This is a genomic window from Pseudomonas sp. GW823-FHT04A03 (assembly GCF_058796615.1).
Map to the genome: position 1 here is coordinate 389,723 of NZ_JBXAIV010000004.1, position 15,717 is coordinate 405,439.

The window sequence follows — 15,717 nt, forward strand, 5'->3', positions numbered from 1 at the left end:
CTCTGTGGATTGTTTTAATTGTTCACTAAGCTTCTGTAGGGCCGCTTTTCTGTGGGAGCGAGCTTGCTCGCGAGAGCGATTTGTCAGTCAGCACAGATACTGAATGTGCCGGCCTCTTCGCGAGCAAGCTCGCTCCCACATAAAGCCAAAGTCTCTTATTTGCCGGTGATCATCGGCAGGTTCAGCCCTTGTTCCTTGGCGCAGTCGATGGCGATCTGGTAACCGGCATCGGCGTGACGCATGACACCGGTGCCCGGGTCGTTGTGCAGCACGCGAGCGATACGCTCGGCCGCTTCGTCAGTACCGTCGCAGACAATCACCATGCCCGAGTGCTGGGAGAAGCCCATGCCGACGCCGCCGCCGTGGTGCAGGGAAACCCAGGTCGCACCGCTCGCGGTGTTCAGCAGCGCGTTGAGCAGCGGCCAGTCGGAGACTGCATCGGAGCCGTCCTGCATCGATTCGGTTTCACGGTTCGGGCTGGAGACCGAGCCGGAGTCGAGGTGGTCGCGACCGATCACGATCGGTGCCGACAGCTCGCCGCTGCGCACCATTTCGTTGAACGCCAGACCGAGCTTGGCGCGCAGGCCCAGGCCGACCCAGCAGATACGCGCCGGCAGACCCTGGAAGCTGATGCGCTCGCGCGCCATGTCCAGCCAGTTGTGCAGGTGGGCGTCGTCCGGGATCAGCTCTTTGACTTTGGCGTCGGTCTTGTAGATGTCCTGCGGATCACCCGACAGCGCAGCCCAGCGGAACGGGCCGATGCCACGGCAGAACAGCGGACGGATGTAGGCCGGTACGAAGCCCGGGAAATCGAATGCGTTTTCGACGCCTTCTTCCTGAGCCATCTGACGGATGTTGTTGCCGTAGTCGAAGGTCGGCACGCCCATCTTCTGGAAGTCGAGCATGGCTTTGACGTGGACGGCCATCGATTGCTTGGCGGCCTTGACCACAGCGGCTGGCTCGGTCTTGGCGCGGGCGCGGTATTCGTCCCAGGTCCAGCCGGCCGGCAGGTAACCGTTGAGCGGGTCGTGGGCGCTGGTCTGGTCGGTGACCATGTCCGGGCGCACGCCGCGCTTGACCAGTTCCGGAAGGATTTCAGCGGCGTTGCCGCACAGGGCGATGGAAACGGCCTTGCCTTCGGAGGTGTATTTGGCGATGCGGGCCAGCGCGTCGTCGAGGTCTTTGGCCTGCTCGTCGACGTAGCGGGTCTTGAGGCGGAAATCGATGCTGATCTGCTGGCACTCGATGTTCAACGAGCAGGCGCCGGCGAGGGTCGCGGCCAGTGGCTGGGCGCCGCCCATGCCGCCGAGGCCGGCGGTTAGTACCCATTTGCCGGTGAGGTTGTCGTTGTAGTGCTGGCGACCGGCTTCAACGAAGGTTTCGTAGGTGCCCTGGACGATGCCCTGGCTGCCGATGTAGATCCAGCTGCCGGCGGTCATCTGGCCGTACATGGCCAGGCCTTTGGCGTCGAGTTCGTTGAAGTGTTCCCAGGTTGCCCAGTGCGGCACCAGGTTAGAGTTGGCGATCAGTACGCGCGGGGCGTTGCTGTGGGTCTTGAACACGCCGACCGGCTTGCCCGATTGCACCAGCAGGGTTTCGTCTTCGTTGAGGTTGGTCAGGCTCTCGACGATCTTGTCGTAGCACTCCCAGTTACGCGCAGCGCGACCGATGCCACCGTAGACCACCAGCTCTTTCGGGTTCTCGGCGACTTCCGGGTCGAGGTTGTTCATCAGCATGCGCAGCGGCGCTTCGGTCAGCCAGCTCTTGGCGGTCAGCTTGTTGCCGCGGGCGGCACGGATTTCGACGTCACGAAACTTAGTGGTTTTGTTGTCAGTCACGAAAAAGACTCCTCAGCGATCAATTCAAACCAACCCTGGCAGTGGGCGAGCAGCCTGTGCGCATCAGTGCGCGACAAGCGAATCAGTGGACGCTGCGGAGAGTCTCGATCGACTCATACGCATACGTCTTTACTTGTACATACAAGCATATGCAATCAAGCGGCCAACTTGTTGGAGGACCGTTCAACAAAAACTTCGGACAGGGCTGGAGAGCGCCTGAATCAAGGGCTCTGGCGTTCATGAAATTTTTCGCGGGGTGGATTGAGGGTAGCGAGAGGTTGTTACGAAAGCGTGGTTTTGCGCCACGCTGGGGCGTTCGGTAACAAGTTGGTGCGCATTTCGGGAACGTCGGGACGAAAAAAAACCGCTGCTTTCAAAGCAGCGGTTTTTGATCGTTCCCACTCAGGGCGAGTGAACGAATCAGCGCGGGGACAGCTCGATCACGCAGCAGCCGGCATTGACGGCAATCTCCGTCAGCCCGGTGTTACCGTCCAGTTGCAGGCAGTCATGGCGGCCGAGTTGCGATGCACTGTCACCGACCGTGACCTCCAGCAGTTCGCTGACACTGAAGACCAGCACGGTGTTGGCCGAACTGAAAAACCGCTGCTCGCCGTCCAGCCATTGCAAGCGTGCGCTGTAACGCTGGGGCGAGTAGATCAGGTTGAAGTCGCGGATCGCGCCGCCGAGCAAGGTGCAAGACACCTGGCTTTCGCCGCTGAAGGCAAACGGGTCGAGGGGTAACAACGGCCGGGTATCGTCGCCGTCGACACACAGGGTCATGCCGTCGCCCTGCAATACCGTGATGACCCGCTGGTAACCGGCGAAGGTCGAGAAGCCGCCGGATTCGGCGATGTCGGCAATCGACAGACGCCAGCCAAAACCGTCGAGGCCAGCGCCAGCGTCACGGGTGATTTCCTCGGTGCTGCCGCCGCCGTTTTTCCACGGCATGCGCGGGTAGCCTTCAGCGCGTAAAACCTTCACTTCACTCATTTATGCTCTCTATTTATGAAACCGACCTTCCAGACGATGACGGGAACCAGGGTGAATCAGGCGCGCCGCCGTCACCGGCTGACGACCCGACCAGGTACGACGGCGGATCAGCAGGCAAGGCTCGCCTTTTTCGATCTGCAGCAATTTGCATTCAGACGCTTCGGCAAGGATCGCTTCGACCACGTGCTCGCCTTCGGTCAGCGGCGCGACCTGGTTCAGGTAGGCGTAAGGCGTTTGCAGGGTGAAATCCTGCTTGAGGTATTCCGGGGCGACCAGCGCGTTGACGAAGCGGTCTTCGATTTGCACCGGAATGTCGTTTTCGTAGTGCACGATCAGCGAGTGAAAGACCTTCTGCCCTTCGCGCATGTCCAGCGCCAGCGCGCGCTCGGAACCGGCGGCCTCTTCTTCCAGGGTGATCACCTGGCAAGTGTGGCGATGGCCACGGGAGGCGATTTCGTCGGCGATGTTGTGCACTTCGAACAGCGCGGACTGGCTCTTCGGCTCGGCGACAAAAGTGCCGACGCCTTGCATGCGCACCAGCAGACCGTCGGCGGTCATTTCCCGCAGCGCGCGGTTGATGGTCATGCGGCTGAAACCCAGCTGGCTGACCAGCTCGCTTTCCGACGGCACGCGGTAATGCGGCGGCCAGTTACCGCTGTCAATCTGCTGGGTGATCATCTGTTTGACGCGGGCGTACAAGGGCGCCGGACTGTCGCCCATGTTCGCGGCCAACGGGGAGACTGGAGGCGGAGTCGGCACGGTGGATCCCTGTTCATTGGATGAAAGTTGCTAGCTTGCCGGAGTTTACCGGGCAGGCAAACGTCTGTATATGTATATACAAATAACACACGATGGGGTGCTGAACCATGTCCGCCTTCTTTGCCGAACGCGCGCTGCTGCCTAACGGATGGGCCAACAATGTACGTCTCGAGGTCAGCGCCGATGGCGTGTTGACCCGAATCCAGGCCGATTCCACCGCAGACGGCGCCGAACGGTTGAGCGGTCCGCTGCTGCCGGGGATGCCGAATCTGCACTCCCATGCGTTCCAGCGAGCGATGGCGGGACTGGCGGAAGTGGCCGGCAATCCCAACGACAGTTTCTGGACCTGGCGCGATCTGATGTACCGGCTCGTCGGAAAAATCAGCCCCGACCAGCTCGGTGTGATTGCCCGTCAGCTGTACATCGAAATGCTCAAGGCCGGTTACACCTCGGTCGCCGAATTCCATTACGTCCACCAAGATCACAACGGCCAGCCTTACGCCGACCCGGCCGAACTGGCGTTGCGCATCAGCCAGGCGGCCAGTTCCGCCGGCATCGGTCTGACATTGCTGCCCGTGCTCTACAGCCACAGCGGTTTCGGCGGCCAGACGCCGAACGAAGGCCAGCGCCGTTTCATCAACAGCACCGAAAATTACCTGAAACTGCAATCACGTCTGCAACCCCTGCTGGCGCAGCAAAAGGCGCAGTCGCTGGGACTGTGCTTCCACTCGTTGCGTGCGGTCACGCCGCAGCAGATCAGCGAAGTGCTGGCGGCTAGCGACAAGCAATGCCCGGTGCACATCCACATCGCCGAACAGCAGAAGGAAGTCGACGACTGCCTGAGCTGGAGCGGTCGTCGTCCGCTGCAATGGCTGTACGAAAACACCGAAGTCGATCAGCGCTGGTGCCTGGTTCACGCGACCCACGCCAATCCGGAAGAAGTCACGCTGATGGCCAAGAGTCGCGCCATCGCCGGCCTGTGCCTGACCACCGAGGCCAACCTCGGCGACGGGATTTTCCCGGCGGTGGATTTCCTCGCTCAGGGCGGGCGCATGGGCATCGGCTCCGACAGCCATGTGTCGTTGAGTGTGGTGGAAGAACTGCGCTGGCTGGAATACGGCCAGCGTCTGCGCGATCAGCGGCGCAACCGCTTGTATGGCGCGGATCAGCCGATGGTCGGCCGTACGCTGTATGACGCAGCGCTGGACGGTGGCGCTCAGGCGCTGGGCCAGCCGATCGGCGCGCTGGAAGTCGGCAAGCGGGCTGACTGGATTGTGCTCGATGGCAACGATCCGTATCTGGCCACGGCCAGCGGTGACGGGATTCTCAATCGCTGGCTGTTTGCCGGTGGCGATCGTCAGGTACGCGACGTGCTGGTCAATGGTCAGTGGGTCGTGTGCGAGGGGCGACATGCCGGGGAGGAAGACAGCAATCGCGCCTTCACCCAGGTTCTGCGAGAGCTTTTGGGCTGACACAAAAAAACCTGTGGAGGGCAACCTCCACAGGTTTTTTGTTGCGCGTCAGTTGGACGTCTTGGCCATCTGCTGATCCGACGTACGCCAGATCAGGCGCGTGGTGTCGTAACCCTGCTGACGCGCCTTGCTCAGCAGTTCCTCGCGCACCACACCGTTGACGGTCGGCGTGCGGGACAACAGCCACAGGTAGCGACGGCTCGGGTCGCCGACGAGGGCGGTCTTGTAGTCATCGCTGACGTACAGCACCCAGTACTGCCCCTTCGCCACACCCGGAATCAGACGCGAGAACCAGGTATCGAACTCGACCCACAGCTTGTCGGTCTTGCCCGGCACCTGTGGATAAGCCGTACCTTTGACTTCTTCCCACGTCCAGTCCGCCGTCAGGCAGCGGTTGTACACCGCGATATTGCCGTCTGGCTTGAGGGAATAACGGGCTTCGGATTGCGCGCAATGGCGCTGGAAATACATCGGCAGACGCGCCAGTTCGTACCAGGTGCCCTGGTAACGCTTGAGATTGACACTGTTGACCGTCTTCGGCGCCAGCGGATCTTCACCGGTCGTGGCGCAGCCGGCCAATACCAGGCCGGCAAAAAGGACAAGCAATAACCGCTTCATTGTTTTTCTCCCGTGGGCGCGTAGCCCCGGTTTACTTCAGGCCTTGGCCGGAAAACATCAGCACTTTGTCACCGGCGTACTGCACGCTGATAAAGCTGTTCTTGTCGCCCCAGGTGCAACTGGACATGCCGAGCGCGCCCGAGCAATCGGTGGGCTTGCCAAGCAGCGTCTCCACTTCGGCCTTGGCCATGCCGGCCGAGAGCTTCGAATAGTTTTCCTGATTGACCTTGCTGCATGCGGCCAACAGCACGCAAAACGACAGCAGGGCGATAGATCGCAGCGACATGGTGTAACTCCTGGAACGGAAGGGGGATGGCATGGCGCCAACCAGAAGCTTAGAAGAGAAAACCCCTGTCTGGTTCCCTGGGAGGCTGGCTATTTGTTAGCCCGCTCGTCCGGCTTTCGCCGGTAAATCAGACAGTTTGTAAGGCTATTGAGCATTTCGTCGCATTTCGCAAAAGGCGCCTAATCTTTGGCGCGCAGCGGTCGAAATAAGAGCAGCGCAAAGCCCGATAGTGTGGCAAATTGCCGCCCTTTCTTGACCAGCCCCTTCGCGGTAGCTCACTTAATGACCAGAAACATGAAATTCAGCCACAAGATCTTGTTGGCTGCCGCCCTCGTGGTGGCCGTTGCGTTCGCCTGTTTCATTTTGTTCAACGACTATCGCCAGCGCGAAGCCCTGCAAAGCAGCACCGAAGCGTCGATGCAGGAACTGGGCAGCCTGACCACCAGCAACATCCAGACCTGGCTGGAAAGCCGCATTCAGTTGCTGCAATCGATGGCGCAACAGGTTGTCGCCGACGGCAACGCTCCGACCAGCCTGAAACGCATCATCGACCTGCCCGCCTACACCGGCAATTTCCAGCTCAGCTACTTCGGTGGCGCCGACGGCGTGATGTTCTCGGTCCCGGCCGGCAACCGCGCGCCGGATTACGACCCGCGCGCCCGTGGCTGGTACAAGGCGGCCAACGCTGCGCAACAGACCATCGTCACCGAACCGTACATCGCCGCCTCGTCGGGCAAACTGGTGATCACCGTCGCTACCCCGGTGCAGCGCGAGGGCCAGATGATCGGTGTGGCCGGCGCCGACATTGATCTGTCGAGCGTCAGCGCGATCATCAACTCGCTGAACTTCGGCGGCCACGGTCACGCATTCATCGTCGGTGCCGACGGCAAGATCCTGATCCACCCGGACAGCAAACTGGTGCTCAAGACCCTGGCCGAGGCCTATCCCAACGGCGCGCCGAAAGTCAGCCCGGGCCTGAAGGAAGTCGAGTTCGACGGCAAGACCCAGTTGATCTCCTTCACCCGCGTCAACGGCGTGCCGTCGGCCGACTGGTACGTGGGGCTGGTGCTGGACAAGGACACCGCGTTCTCGATGCTCAGCGAATTCCGCACCTCGGCGCTGATCGCCATGATCATCGCTGTGGTGATCATCATCGCCCTGCTCGGCATGCTGATCCGCGTGCTGATGCAGCCGCTGCTGACCATGGGCCGCGCCATGCACGACATCGCCGAAGGCGAAGGTGACCTGACCAAACGCCTGACCATCCACGGCCACGATGAATTCGGTGCGCTGGGGCTGTCGTTCAACCGTTTCGTCGAGCGCATCCACACCTCGATCCGCGAAGTGTCGTCGGCCACCGGGCAGGTCAACGAAGTCGCCCTGCGCGTGGTCGCGGCGTCGAACTCGTCGATGTTCAACTCCGACCAGCAGGCCTCGCGCACCAACAGCGTGGCCGCCGCGATCAACCAGCTCGGCGCCGCCGCCCAGGAAATCGCCCAGAACGCCGCCCTCGCCTCGCAACACTCCAGCGATGCGCGCAGCCTGGCCGAAGACGGCCAGCAGGTGGTGGATAAGACCATCCACGCGATGCAACAGCTGTCGGCGAAAATTAGCGACTCCTGCGGCAACATCGAAACCCTGAACAGCAACACCGTGAACATCGGGCAGATTCTGGAAGTGATCACCAGCATCTCCCAGCAGACCAACCTGCTGGCGCTCAACGCCGCCATCGAAGCGGCCCGTGCCGGTGAAGCCGGTCGTGGTTTCGCCGTGGTCGCCGACGAAGTCCGCAACCTGGCGCACCGCACCCAGGATTCGGCGCAGCAAGTGCAGAAGATGATCGAAGAGCTGCAAGTCGGCGCGCGTCAGGCGGTCGGCATCATGACCGAGAGCCAGCGTGAGAGCGAAAGCAGCGTCGGCATCGCCAACCAGGCCGGCGAACGCCTGGGCAGCGTGACCCAGCGCATCGGCGAAATCGACGGCATGAACCAGTCGGTAGCGACCGCGACGGAAGAGCAGACAGCGGTGGTCGAGTCGATCAACGTTGATATCAATGAGATCAACACGCTGAACCAGGAAGGCGTGGAGAACTTGCAGGCGACGCTGCGGGCTTGTGCGGATCTGGAGCAGCAGGCTGCTCGACTCAAGCAGTTGGTGGGTAGTTTCCGGATCTAAGTCGTTCGAAGCCGTCTTCGCACTTGAACCCGCGAAGACGGAACAACGCTCGACACGCTTGTCACCTCGGACTGACTCAGGACTGAATTAAGACTAAACTCAGTCCTAGTCCACTCAGCGAGGCGCAGCCCGTGAAGCTTTCATCCCAGATCAAACCCATCAGCTACCTGAAAAGCCATACCGCCGAAATCGTCAAAAAGATTAGCGAAAGCCGTGAGCCGCTGGTGATTACCCAGAACGGCGAAGCGAAGCTTGTAGTCATGGACGTCAAAAGTTTTGAAGAGCAGGAAGAAACAATGGCTCTGCTCAAACTGCTTGCCATGGGAAATCGAGAAATTGAGGAAGGCAAGTACAGGGACGTTGAAGACGTTTTCGCAGAGCTGGACAGGATCGACCCCCAATGAGTTTGAAGGTCGTTATTCTTCAGTCCGCCGAAACAGATCTCAAAGATCTTCGCACCTACCTCATCAAACAGTTCTCACCTCAAACCTGGCATAGCACTTATGCCAGCTTGAAGGTCGCTATTCGCAGTCTCGCATCCTTACCCTATTCAGGTTCCATTCCCGAAGAAATAGAAAGGCTGAACCTCGGTCAATATCGACAAGTCATCTCTGGCTTGAATCGCATTATTTATGAAGTCCGAGAGCAGACCATCTATATCCATATCATCGCCGATACGAGAAAAAACCTGCCTGCACTCTTGATGAAGCGTTTGCTTCAAGGCAATCCGTGAGTCTGATGCAGCTTCAGAAACTCGACCCAGGCTGCGAAAGAAACTCCAGCTCCTGCGCCGTAGACTCCCGCCCCAACACCGCATTGCGATGCGGAAACCGTCCAAACCGCGCAATCACCTTCTGATGCCGCTCGGCATAGTCCAGGTTGTCGGCAAACACCCTGCGCTCCGCCTCCGGCTGCTCAGCTACCAGCTCGATGAATCGAGAGACCGCTTCATTCTGCACCGCGAGGTTTTCGCAGTGTTCGAAGACGAGGTAGATGAAGAGTCGCTGGATTGGCCTCAACTGCCGATCGAAATCCGCTGCGATACCTTGGGCAACCAGTTTCTGTGCCCGTAGATCACCCGAGAAAGCTTTGGGCGTATCGCGAAAGATCATTCGCGGAAGTTGATCGAGTAACAGCACCACCGCCAGCCAGCCTTCGGGACGTTGCGTCCACTCGGTCAATTCGCCAGCCAGGGCCTGATCGACAAAGACCCCGAAACGCTCACGCGCTTCGAGGTCCTGGCTGTCTTTCTTGCCGAACCACAACCCGCCCTGTTGCGCCGTCACTTCTGTAGCCGATTCGGAGTGACCGAACCACCAATCGAGCAACGGCTGCCAGGGCGCGTTCATGGTTTATTCCTTGTGGTAAGCCGTGGCGCGGGCGACTTCTTCTTTCGAGCCGAGGAACACCGCTACGCGCTGGTGCAGGCCTTCAGGCTTGATGTCGAGAATGCGCTGGTGACCGTCGGTGGAAGCGCCGCCTGCCTGTTCCACCAGGAACGACATCGGGTTGGCTTCGTACATCAGACGCAGTTTGCCCGGTTTGGACGGCTCGCGGCTGTCGCGCGGGTACATGAACAGACCACCACGGGTCAGGATGCGGTGAACGTCGGCAACCATCGCCGCGACCCAACGCATGTTGTAGTTCTTTTTCAGCGGGCCTTCTTCACCGGCCAGCAGTTCCGAAACGTAGCGCTGTACCGGAGCTTCCCAGTGGCGCTGGTTGGACATGTTGATGGCGAATTCCTGGGTGGATTCAGGAATGGTGATGTCTTCGTGGGTCAGGACGAAGCTGCCCATTTCGCGGTCCAGGGTGAAGCCTTTGACACCGTGGCCCAGGGTCAGCACCAGCATGGTTTGCGGGCCGTAGATCGCATAACCGGCGGCAACCTGCTGAGTGCCTGGCTGCAGGAAGGCCTTTTCATCCAGCGCTTCGTTCTGGCTCAGGTATTCGTTCGGGCAACGCAGCACGGAGAAGATGGTGCCGACCGGGGCGTTGATGTCGATGTTCGACGAACCGTCCAGCGGGTCGAATACCAGCAGGTAGGCGCCTTTCGGGTATTTGCCCGGGATCTGGTAGGCGTTGTCCATTTCTTCGGACGCCATGCCGGCCAGGTGACCGCCCCACTCGTTGGCTTCGAGCAGGATTTCGTTCGACAGCACGTCGAGCTTCTTCTGCACTTCGCCTTGCACGTTTTCCGTGCCCATGCTGCCCAGAACACCGCCCAGGGCGCCTTTGGACACGGCGTGGCTGATCTCTTTACAGGCGCGCGCCACCACTTCGATCAGGAAACGCAGATCGGCAGGAGTGTTGTTGCTGCGGGTCTGCTCAATCAAATAGCGACTCAGGGTAACGCGGGACATGGACGGCTCCGGTGGAATGGGGGGCTAAAAACCCGCGCAGTTTACAGGGAGTCTGAAACCGTAGCGAGCAATGACGCCCGGTAACGTGCGTCGGGTGCAATTCCTGCTATCAGACGTGATCGAACCGAGAGAGTTCAGGCACCGGATTCAGCGTAGTTGGAAACCCGACGGGTGTAGAGACCACACCCGTCATATTCACGACTTGGCCGGCGGCTTGCGCAGCAGACTGAAGGCCATCGCCGCCAGAAACAGCACGCTGAGCAGCAACACCGCCCACAGTCCGAACTTCTTCCAGTTGGTGTCCGCCGTGGCCGAGGTGGTGGCTGTCGAAGTCTGGGTCGCCAGCGCTTCGCCCTGCACCGAGGCCTTGCCCAGTGAGGCCAATTTCTCCGGTTTGAAATCGGGGATCAGCGTGGTCAGCGGCAGGTTCGCCGTCTTCACGGTCGGATTGCCCAGCGCCAGGCTGTACGGCCCGTCACCCCGGGCGAGGAAGATCACCTGAGTGGCGCGCACCGCGTATTTCACGCTCGGCGCCTGTTCGCCGAGACCGCCGCCGCGTTCGTCGACCGTCAGTTTCAACTGCTGCACGGTCTGCCCGTAGAGCTGCAATTCGTTCTGCACCACGTCCTGGCCGTTCTGGGTCAGGCGATAGAGCAAGCCGCTGCTAAGCGGCTGCCACGGCAGACTGCTTTCGCGACGTCCCGACAGGGTCACCGGCGCGAGGCTGTTGGCTTGCTTCAGCTCGACCTGCACCCGCTCGATGTTCAGCCCCATCGGCAACTGCCAAGTGTATTCCCCGGCCTTGCCGCTGCTGCCGGCCAGCGCCGGCGACCAGACCAATGGCAGCGGCAGGTTGCGCGGGTCGCTGCTTTTCAGTTGCGCCGACGTCAGGACCGGCGCCGAGGCCGGCGAATCCCAGAGCAGACGCAGATACCGCGCCGATTGCCCCGGCAGCGCCACTTCATGCTGCTCGACCCGTTCGTCGGCAAACGTCAGGCGCGCGACCTGGCCTTCGCCCCAGGCTTGCCAGTGCTGCAAATCATCACTGGCCTCGATGCTGAAACGCTGGAAGCCGTCGCGCTCGCTGGTCCAGTCGAGGATCAATTGCTGCAACGGCGCCTTGATCGCGCTGGCATCGAGCAGCCAGCCGCGCAGCACTTCTTCCCCGGCCTCAAGCTGACTGGACGGCTGTACTTCCACCAGCGTGCCGGTGGTGGTGGATTGCACGCGGACGCTCGGCGCGCGCTCGGTGGCATCCGCCGAGTTGTACAGAGGGAACCACTTCACCTCATGCAACTGGCCATCGTCGCGGGTTTGCGCTGACTCCCGGGCCAGTGCATAGGCCTGCGGTTCTCCGGCGGCGTTGAACACCCGCAGGTCGCTGAGATCAGTCTGGCGCGCCTGCAACTGCACGTTCAGCGGCAGTTCAAGGCGATACCACGGGCCTGCGCCACTGACCGACAATGGCACCTGCGCGGCGAAGTCCGCCGGTTTTTCCTGGGCGCCGGCCGTCATGGCCACGCCCAGCAACAGCCACCCAAGATTAAGCTTGCGACTCAAGACGACACTCCTTCGGTTTCCGGGGCCGGTTTGTCCGCCGCCGGTGCAGCTTCGACGCGTTTGGGTGGCAGCGGCGCAAAGTAGCCCACCACCAGCAGCAACACGCCGACGCCGATGAACGAGACGATCCGGGCCAGTCCGCCACGGTTGCTCAATTCGACAAAAATAAGTTTGGCCACCACCAGCGCAATCAGCGCCGCGCCGATCAGCCACACTTCGCGGCGATGACGCAGGTGCCCGCCGATCATCAGCCCGAGCGCCATCAGCGTCCAGACGATGGACAGACCGGCCTGCACCAGCATCGATTCGAGCAGCAGATCCAGCTCGAACGGAATGCCGCCCCAATGGTGCGCGGCGCGGGTGACCAGCGCAGTGCAGAACGCGAACAGCGAAACGCCGGCAATCAGTTGAGTCGCGTAAGCCGCGTAATCCTGGCGGATCGACAGCTCGGCAACGGCGCTGCGCGACCACACGTAAACACCGAACAGCGCAAACAGCAGACCCAATTCCAGCGGGTTGAGCAGCGGCACATAAGGCAGCGGCTCGGCATTGCCATCGCTGACGCCATTGGCCAGCCAGAACCAGACCAGCATCAGCACCGCCAGCGGCGCCGCCGCGTACAGGCGATATTCGCGAGGGAACGCTGCCACCGGCCACGGCCACTGACGCGGTGCGGCCATCAACAACAGATACACACTCGGCAGAATCGCCCAGCCCAGCCAGCGCCAGGCGTTGTACTGCTCGGACAACAACAGCAGGCCGTAGCGCAACTCCAGCGCCAGCACGCCGATCAGCAGCCAGCAACCGAGCACATGCGCCGTGCTCAAAGACCGCGCCGGCAACATCGGCGCCAGCCGCCGCAGGCTGATGAAATGCACAACGAACACCGCCGCCCACGCCAGCCAGCCGAAATTCGCCGCCGGGTGATAACGCAAGTGCCACGCGGCGAGCAACACCAGTCCGGCTGCCGGAATCAGCACGGTGCAAAGCAGCCCGAGCGACGGCCATTTCAGACGCAAGGCCAACAGCGTCCACAACGCAACGCTCAGCGCGGCGACCAGCAGCAACAGCGGCACCTGCAGATTCAGTGGCGCAAACCGCAGCACTTCGCTGACCCACGCCAGCGCCCACCAACCGGCGCCCCACACCAGCAACACTTCGGACAGGCGCTGCAGACTCAGCACATCGAACGCCGAGGCGTGATTGCCCAGTTGCAGGCGCCACGCCCCGATCATCGCCGCCAGGCCCAGCACCAGCGGCGTCCAGAATCCGCCATGGGCCAGCGGTCGCAGACCTTCGCTGGACAACGGCCCGAGCAGCTCGGGGCCGGCCAGCAAAAACGCTGCGCCGCCGATCAGTTGCAACAGCAGACCAAAGACAAAACTCACGCGCTGCTTGAGGTACAGACTGAGCCAGATGATCAGCAAGCCACTGGCCGCCCACACCGCGCTCGCGGTCTGCCACGGCAGCACGAACAACACCGCCAGATTGATCAGCACCAACCCCGCCAGCAGCACCACCGACAAACCGCGCAACAGACGAACATCGCTGCGCACCATCTCGTCACGTGCCGCCAGCAACATGCCGGCGATCAGCGCCAGACCGATCAACGAGGCGCTGAGCAGACCGCTCCACCCGGCGCTGAACACGGCTGCCGAATCCTCGCCCGCCCCTTGCAGGCGCAACAGGAACAACGCTCCGCCGAGCAATTGCACAGCAAACGCGCTGAACAGGAACGTGCGCGATTGCAGGCGCAAGCCGACGAACAAGGTCACCAGACCGGCCAGCGCCCAACTGATCGCCGTGCCCTGAGTGAAGAAGAACAGCGGCGCCAACAGATAGAGGAAGGTCAGCCCCAGACTCGCCAGCACTGGCAGCCCCTGACGCTCCCACGGTGATGTTTGCTCCAGCGACGCCTTGCGCAATTGATAGAAGCTGAACAGCAACGCCGCGCCTAGCATCAATGCGCCCAGCGGCGCTCCGTCGAGCAGACTGCTTTCGCCGACACGCAACTGGCTGAGAAACGCCAGCGCCGAACCCAATTGCAGCAGCAATGCGAAGGCCCGGGCCAATGGCCGTTGCTGACGTAAACCCAACCAGAAAATCCCCGCACCCTCCACCGCCCAGGCGGCAGATGTCCAGCGTGCATCCAGCCCCAGCGGAATCGCCAGGCTGGCGAATATCACCCCGAGCGCCAGGCAAGTCTCGCCCAGCAACAATGCCCGGCCGCCCATCAGCACTTTGGCGAGGGCCATGTAGATCATGCCCAGCGCCAGTGCGCTGAACGCAGCGGCGAATTCCAGATGCTGGACCAACGCGAATTGCAGACCGAAACCCACCAGCGGCGGACCGAACAGCATCGTGCCGTCGACGTAGTCGCCCTTGCGCGCCGACCAGTGCAGCAGCGCCTCACGATCGTCGTCTGCCGGGGCGTCCGGCATGTCCAACAACTTGCGCCGGGCGAACAGCAGGCCGATGGCCAGGTACATCAGGAAGAACAGAATCAGGAACGGCTCGGTGCTCCACAGCAGTTCCGGCGTGTACGAGCGCAGGCCCCAGGCGAAACCGATGCCGAAGGTCCCAACGAAACCGATCAGGTTGAGCAGACGCCAGGCCTTGAACCAGGCGATGGCCAGAATGCCGGCGTTGAGCAGCGCGAAATAACTGAACAACGCGACATGGTTGCCGGCGCCGGTCGACGTCAGAATCGGCGCGGCGAAACCGCCAAGCGCGGCAACGCAGGCCAGGGCCAGGGAATCCTGGGTGATGGCCAGAATGGCCGAAAACACCGTCACCGCCACCAGCAAGCCCAGCGCGGCAGTCGGATCGAGCAGCGGGTGCAGGCGCATCGCCGCAAACACCGTCAGGTACAACACCGCAATCCCGGTGCCTTGCAGCATCAAGGCGTAGCTGTTGTTGCGATGGCGCAACCACCAACCCAGCGCCAGCAATCCCAACGCTGCCGCTGCAACCCCGGCGTAACGCAATTCGATCGGCACCACCATGCCTTCGGTGGCGTAGCGCAGCAGGAACGCCAGGCCGAAGAACAACAGCACCACACCGACCCGCAGCACGGTGTTGCCACCGAACAGCCAGTTGCGCGCCGCGCTGATGCCGCGCTCGATAAGGTTCGGGCCACGAGGTTCGGCGGGCGGTTGTGGTTCGCGGGTGACGGGCTCCGGGCGCCAGACATCGACCGGCAGCGGCTGACCGGGTTCGCTGGCAGCGACGGCGACAGGTTCGAGTTCGGGTGGCAGTTCCCAGACCAGCTCGGGTTCTGCGGCAGAGGGTTGTTCAAATACCGTGACGGGTTCAACGATCGTTTCGCTGGCCGGCGCGACACTCGGCGGCGCTGGCGAATGCGCCGGAGCGCCCTCCAGCAGAAACAGTCGCTGCTCGACGCCCTGCAACGCGATCTTCGCGTGATCCAGCTGACGCTGTTGCTCGGCAGCCTGTGAACCGAGCCGGGCAATCCGCATCGCCTGCCCGATGGCGAGCCCCAGCAACGCGCCCAACAGCGCATCGCTGAACGACTCGTCGAGCAGCCAGCCGAGCAGCAGCCCGATCAACATGAACATCCATTGCATGGTCGATATCCCTGAGCAGCCCCGTGGCGGGGCGGAACCAACGCTCAGTATATCGGCCCGGCCCAACAA

General features: G+C 61.8%; 13 protein-coding genes. 4 read left to right on the forward strand and 9 right to left on the reverse strand.

All coding sequences use genetic code 11. The features are described 5' to 3' along the window. Positions 1 to 155: 155 nt before the first annotated feature. The 3 genes from hutU to hutC form a co-directional block, all read right to left on the reverse strand. The gene (gene hutU, locus AC1Q9F_RS14380; RefSeq protein WP_039764719.1) at positions 156 to 1,838 is read right to left on the reverse strand and encodes a urocanate hydratase; all 1,683 of its coding nucleotides are present in this window, start codon (positions 1,836 to 1,838) and stop codon (positions 156 to 158) included. A gap of 420 nt (positions 1,839 to 2,258) precedes the next feature. Beyond that, on the reverse strand, positions 2,259 to 2,828 hold the full coding sequence (locus AC1Q9F_RS14385) for a HutD/Ves family protein (RefSeq protein ID WP_492620062.1): 570 nt from the start codon (positions 2,826 to 2,828) through the stop codon (positions 2,259 to 2,261). A gap of 9 nt (positions 2,829 to 2,837) precedes the next feature. Then, on the reverse strand, positions 2,838 to 3,548 hold the full coding sequence (gene hutC / locus AC1Q9F_RS14390) for a histidine utilization transcriptional repressor HutC (RefSeq protein ID WP_170844914.1): 711 nt from the start codon (positions 3,546 to 3,548) through the stop codon (positions 2,838 to 2,840). Between the two features lie 146 nt (positions 3,549 to 3,694). Here hutC and AC1Q9F_RS14395 point away from each other — a divergent pair, with 146 nt between their 5' ends. Then, the gene (locus tag AC1Q9F_RS14395; RefSeq protein WP_492620061.1) at positions 3,695 to 5,059 is read left to right on the forward strand and encodes a formimidoylglutamate deiminase; all 1,365 of its coding nucleotides are present in this window, start codon (positions 3,695 to 3,697) and stop codon (positions 5,057 to 5,059) included. Positions 5,060 to 5,107: 48 nt separating this feature from the next. On the opposite strand, the gene AC1Q9F_RS14400 is transcribed toward AC1Q9F_RS14395, so the two are convergent. Next, on the reverse strand, positions 5,108 to 5,677 hold the full coding sequence (locus AC1Q9F_RS14400; RefSeq protein WP_492620060.1) for a lipocalin family protein: 570 nt from the start codon (positions 5,675 to 5,677) through the stop codon (positions 5,108 to 5,110). Between the two features lie 31 nt (positions 5,678 to 5,708). Then, a complete protein-coding gene (locus AC1Q9F_RS14405) occupies positions 5,709 to 5,963 on the reverse strand; it encodes a hypothetical protein (protein WP_007952486.1) in 255 nt (84 codons plus the stop codon). 282 nt (positions 5,964 to 6,245) lie between these two features. Between AC1Q9F_RS14405 and AC1Q9F_RS14410 the strand changes: the two genes are divergently transcribed. The 3 genes from AC1Q9F_RS14410 (at position 6,246) to AC1Q9F_RS14420 (ending at position 8,871) form a co-directional block, all read left to right on the forward strand. Beyond that, on the forward strand, positions 6,246 to 8,138 hold the full coding sequence (locus AC1Q9F_RS14410) for a methyl-accepting chemotaxis protein (RefSeq protein WP_492620059.1): 1,893 nt from the start codon (positions 6,246 to 6,248) through the stop codon (positions 8,136 to 8,138). Positions 8,139 to 8,269: 131 nt separating this feature from the next. Then, on the forward strand, positions 8,270 to 8,542 hold the full coding sequence (locus AC1Q9F_RS14415) for a type II toxin-antitoxin system Phd/YefM family antitoxin (protein WP_492620058.1): 273 nt from the start codon (positions 8,270 to 8,272) through the stop codon (positions 8,540 to 8,542). Continuing rightward, positions 8,539 to 8,871, forward strand: a complete 333-nt coding sequence (locus AC1Q9F_RS14420; RefSeq protein WP_085698076.1) for a type II toxin-antitoxin system RelE/ParE family toxin — start codon at positions 8,539 to 8,541, stop codon at positions 8,869 to 8,871. Before AC1Q9F_RS14415 ends, AC1Q9F_RS14420 begins: the two co-directional genes overlap by 4 nt. A gap of 13 nt (positions 8,872 to 8,884) precedes the next feature. Here AC1Q9F_RS14420 and AC1Q9F_RS14425 read toward each other — a convergent pair whose 3' ends face one another. The 4 genes from AC1Q9F_RS14425 to AC1Q9F_RS14440 all read right to left on the reverse strand — a co-directional run bounded on the left by AC1Q9F_RS14425 (position 8,885) and on the right by AC1Q9F_RS14440 (position 15,648). Next, positions 8,885 to 9,487 carry a DUF924 family protein gene (locus AC1Q9F_RS14425; protein WP_492620057.1) on the reverse strand — a complete coding sequence of 201 codons (603 nt, stop codon included), beginning with the start codon at positions 9,485 to 9,487 and terminating at the stop codon, positions 8,885 to 8,887. 3 nt (positions 9,488 to 9,490) lie between these two features. Next, a complete protein-coding gene (locus tag AC1Q9F_RS14430) occupies positions 9,491 to 10,501 on the reverse strand; it encodes a class 1 fructose-bisphosphatase (protein WP_007952492.1) in 1,011 nt (336 codons plus the stop codon). 195 nt (positions 10,502 to 10,696) lie between these two features. After that, positions 10,697 to 12,061, reverse strand: a complete 1,365-nt coding sequence (locus AC1Q9F_RS14435; protein WP_492620056.1) for a DUF3999 domain-containing protein — start codon at positions 12,059 to 12,061, stop codon at positions 10,697 to 10,699. Continuing rightward, positions 12,058 to 15,648 carry a DUF2339 domain-containing protein gene (locus tag AC1Q9F_RS14440; RefSeq protein ID WP_492620055.1) on the reverse strand — a complete coding sequence of 1,197 codons (3,591 nt, stop codon included), beginning with the start codon at positions 15,646 to 15,648 and terminating at the stop codon, positions 12,058 to 12,060. Before AC1Q9F_RS14440 ends, AC1Q9F_RS14435 begins: the two co-directional genes overlap by 4 nt. Between the last annotated feature and the right edge of the window lie 69 nt (positions 15,649 to 15,717).

Bases quoted from the DNA above. Each gene is read 5' to 3' on its own strand.
- AC1Q9F_RS14400 (WP_492620060.1), bottom strand. From the start codon at position 5,677: ATGAAGCGGTTATTGCTTGTCCTTTTTGCCGGCCTGGTATTGGCCGGC.
- AC1Q9F_RS14395 (WP_492620061.1), top strand. From the start codon at position 3,695: ATGTCCGCCTTCTTTGCCGAACGCGCGCTGCTGCCTAACGGATGGGCC.
- AC1Q9F_RS14425 (WP_492620057.1), bottom strand. From the start codon at position 9,487: ATGAACGCGCCCTGGCAGCCGTTGCTCGATTGGTGGTTCGGTCACTCC.
- AC1Q9F_RS14440 (WP_492620055.1), bottom strand. From the start codon at position 15,648: ATGCAATGGATGTTCATGTTGATCGGGCTGCTGCTCGGCTGGCTGCTC.
- hutC (WP_170844914.1), bottom strand. From the start codon at position 3,548: ATGGGCGACAGTCCGGCGCCCTTGTACGCCCGCGTCAAACAGATGATC.
- AC1Q9F_RS14385 (WP_492620062.1), bottom strand. From the start codon at position 2,828: ATGAGTGAAGTGAAGGTTTTACGCGCTGAAGGCTACCCGCGCATGCCG.
- AC1Q9F_RS14405 (WP_007952486.1), bottom strand. From the start codon at position 5,963: ATGTCGCTGCGATCTATCGCCCTGCTGTCGTTTTGCGTGCTGTTGGCC.
- AC1Q9F_RS14420 (WP_085698076.1), top strand. From the start codon at position 8,539: ATGAGTTTGAAGGTCGTTATTCTTCAGTCCGCCGAAACAGATCTCAAA.
- AC1Q9F_RS14410 (WP_492620059.1), top strand. From the start codon at position 6,246: ATGACCAGAAACATGAAATTCAGCCACAAGATCTTGTTGGCTGCCGCC.
- AC1Q9F_RS14430 (WP_007952492.1), bottom strand. From the start codon at position 10,501: ATGTCCCGCGTTACCCTGAGTCGCTATTTGATTGAGCAGACCCGCAGC.